This window comes from Variovorax sp. 01T439_2, from assembly GCF_056398445.1.
This window is the reverse complement of record NZ_JBFTPJ010000958.1, coordinates 1-2,201: the sequence shown is the minus strand read 5'-3', so window position 1 is coordinate 2,201 and position 2,201 is coordinate 1. Positions and strand designations below refer to the sequence as shown.

Below are 2,201 nucleotides of genomic sequence, written 5' to 3'. Positions count from 1 at the left end.
GTCTGCACTAAACCTTTACGAATGTGCAGTTTCCATCAGCAACGCTGATTCGACTCTATGAATTTTTAAAGAACAGCCGATTGATCAAGAGATCTCGATCAACAACAAAGAAGCCTCATGCCTAGACAGGAAGCCGCTTTGGTGTTGAATTTAAGTATCGCATTATTGGTGGAGGATGACGGGATCGAACCGACGACCCCCTGCTTGCAAAGCAGGTGCTCTCCCAGCTGAGCTAATCCCCCAAAACTCTCACACGAGAAATCAGAAGATTTGGTGGGTCTAGTTGGGCTCGAACCAACGACCCCCGCCTTATCAAGACGGTGCTCTAACCAGCTGAGCTACAGACCCAATCGAGAATCAATGAAGACTTCGACTTCTTCCAACAACCGATAAGTGTGGGCGTTTAAATTAAATTGCTTGTTTCCAGAAAGGAGGTGATCCAGCCGCACCTTCCGATACGGCTACCTTGTTACGACTTCACCCCAGTCACGAACCCTGCCGTGGTAATCGCCCTCCTTGCGGTTAAGCTAACTACTTCTGGCAGAACCCGCTCCCATGGTGTGACGGGCGGTGTGTACAAGACCCGGGAACGTATTCACCGTGACATTCTGATCCACGATTACTAGCGATTCCGACTTCACGCAGTCGAGTTGCAGACTGCGATCCGGACTACGACTGGTTTTATGGGATTAGCTCCCCCTCGCGGGTTGGCAACCCTTTGTACCAGCCATTGTATGACGTGTGTAGCCCCACCTATAAGGGCCATGAKGACTTGACGTCATCCCCACCTTCCTCCGGTTTGTCACCGGCAGTCTCATTAGAGTGCCCAACTAAATGTAGCAACTAATGACAAGGGTTGCGCTCGTTGCGGGACTTAACCCAACATCTCACGACACGAGCTGACGACAGCCATGCAGCACCTGTGTTACGGTTCTCTTTCGAGCACTAAGCCATCTCTGGCGAATTCCGTACATGTCAAAGGTGGGTAAGGTTTTTCGCGTTGCWTCGAATTAAACCACATSMTCCACCGCTTGTGCGGGYCCCCGTCAATTCCTTTGAGTTTCARYCTTGCGRCCGTACTCCCCAGGCGGTCAACTTCACGCGTTAGCTWCGTTACTGAGKMARTGAAKMCCCAACAACYAGTTGACATCGTTTAGGGCGTGGACTACCAGGGTATCTAATCCTGTTTGCTCCCCACGCTTTCGTGCATGAGCGTCAGTACAGGCCCAGGGGATTGCCTTCGCCATCGGTGTTCCTCCGCATATCTACGCATTTCACTGCTACACGCGGAATTCCATCCCCCTCTGCCGTACTCCAGCAATGCAGTCACAGATGCAGTTCCCAGGTTGAGCCCGGGGATTTCACAACTGTCTTACATTACCGCCTGCGCACGCTTTACGCCCAGTAATTCCGATTAACGCTTGCACCCTACGTATTACCGCGGCTGCTGGCACGTAGTTAGCCGGTGCTTATTCTTACGGTACCGTCATTAGCCCTCTTTATTAGAAAAGGCCGTTTCGTTCCGTACAAAAGCAGTTTACAACCCGAAGGCCTTCATCCTGCACGCGGCATGGCTGGATCAGGCTTKCGCCCATTGTCCAAWATTCCCCACTGCTGCCTCCCGTAGGAGTCTGGGCCGTGTCTCAGTCCCAGTGTGGCTGGTCGTCCTCTCAGACCAGCTACAGATCGAAGGCTTGGTGAGCCTTTACCTCACCAACTACCTAATCTGCCATCGGCCGCTCCATTCGCGCAAGGTCTTGCGATCCCCTGCTTTCATCCGTAGATCGTATGCGGTATTAGCACAGCTTTCGCTGCGTTATCCCCCACGATTGGGCACGTTCCGATGTATTACTCACCCGTTCGCCACTCGCCGCCAGGATTGCTCCCGYGCTGCCGTTCGACTTGCATGTGTAAGGCATGCCGCCAGCGTTCAATCTGAGCCAGGATCAAACTCTATAGTTCGATCTTGATTTTTTTCGCTCTTTCGAGCAACTCATAAAAACGGAATTGAAGTGAACTTCACTTCTATTCTCATGAGCGTTTTAAGTCTTGCGACTTGTTCCGAAGAACTTACGCAATTACCTTCAAACGCCCACGCTTATCGGCTGTAAATTTTTAACGAACCCCGAAGCAACTTTCGTCTGCTTCGTCTTGCTTGCTGCGATCAGCGAAGCCTTGTAGTCTATCACGGTTTTTTAAGT

Annotated in this window: 2 tRNA genes and 1 rRNA gene; all 3 read right to left on the bottom strand. The window is 51.5% G+C overall.

The features are described from left to right. Positions 1–166 precede the first annotated feature (166 nt). The 3 genes from AC1DOC_RS30390 to AC1DOC_RS30380 all read right to left on the bottom strand — a co-directional run bounded on the left by AC1DOC_RS30390 (position 167) and on the right by AC1DOC_RS30380 (position 1,962). Positions 167–242, bottom strand: a tRNA-Ala gene (locus tag AC1DOC_RS30390). 29 nt (positions 243–271) lie between these two features. After that, positions 272–348: transfer RNA gene (locus tag AC1DOC_RS30385), tRNA-Ile, on the bottom strand. Between the two features lie 79 nt (positions 349–427). Then, a 16S ribosomal RNA gene (locus tag AC1DOC_RS30380) occupies positions 428–1,962 on the bottom strand. Positions 1,963–2,201: the final 239 nt, after the last annotated feature.